1 protein-coding gene is annotated in these 290 nt (G+C 59.3%); it reads right to left on the bottom strand.

Annotation, left to right across the window (positions count from 1 at the left end; translation table 11 throughout):
* The coding region (locus HU766_RS26065) for an immunoglobulin-like domain-containing protein (RefSeq protein WP_186661889.1) at nt 1-290 on the bottom strand (290 nt) is incomplete at both ends.

Raw genomic sequence — 290 nt, 5'->3', positions numbered from 1 at the left:
TGTGAACGGTGAAGGTCGGTTTAACGTTTTCCGCGACCGAAACCTGGTCGGCAGTAATGGTGACCTTGACCAGGTCGCCACCGTTGCCAGTGCCTGGGGTGCCCGAGCCAGACTCGTCGGTAACAGCAGTGCTGACCGGCGTCTTGTCCAGAACCAGGTTTTCGAACTTGCCAACATCAGCGCCATCAACCGAAGCGATCGACTTGATTACTGGGTCGTTGGTGCCGGTGTAGACGTTGTCCGGCGCAGTCACGGTGACGAAACCGCTGGTGCTGTTGGCCGGGACGGTG

This window comes from Pseudomonas sp. SWRI77 (assembly GCF_014269105.1).
Lineage (GTDB): Bacteria > Pseudomonadota > Gammaproteobacteria > Pseudomonadales > Pseudomonadaceae > Aquipseudomonas > Aquipseudomonas capeferrum.
This window is presented reverse-complemented; position numbering and strand designations above follow the sequence as displayed.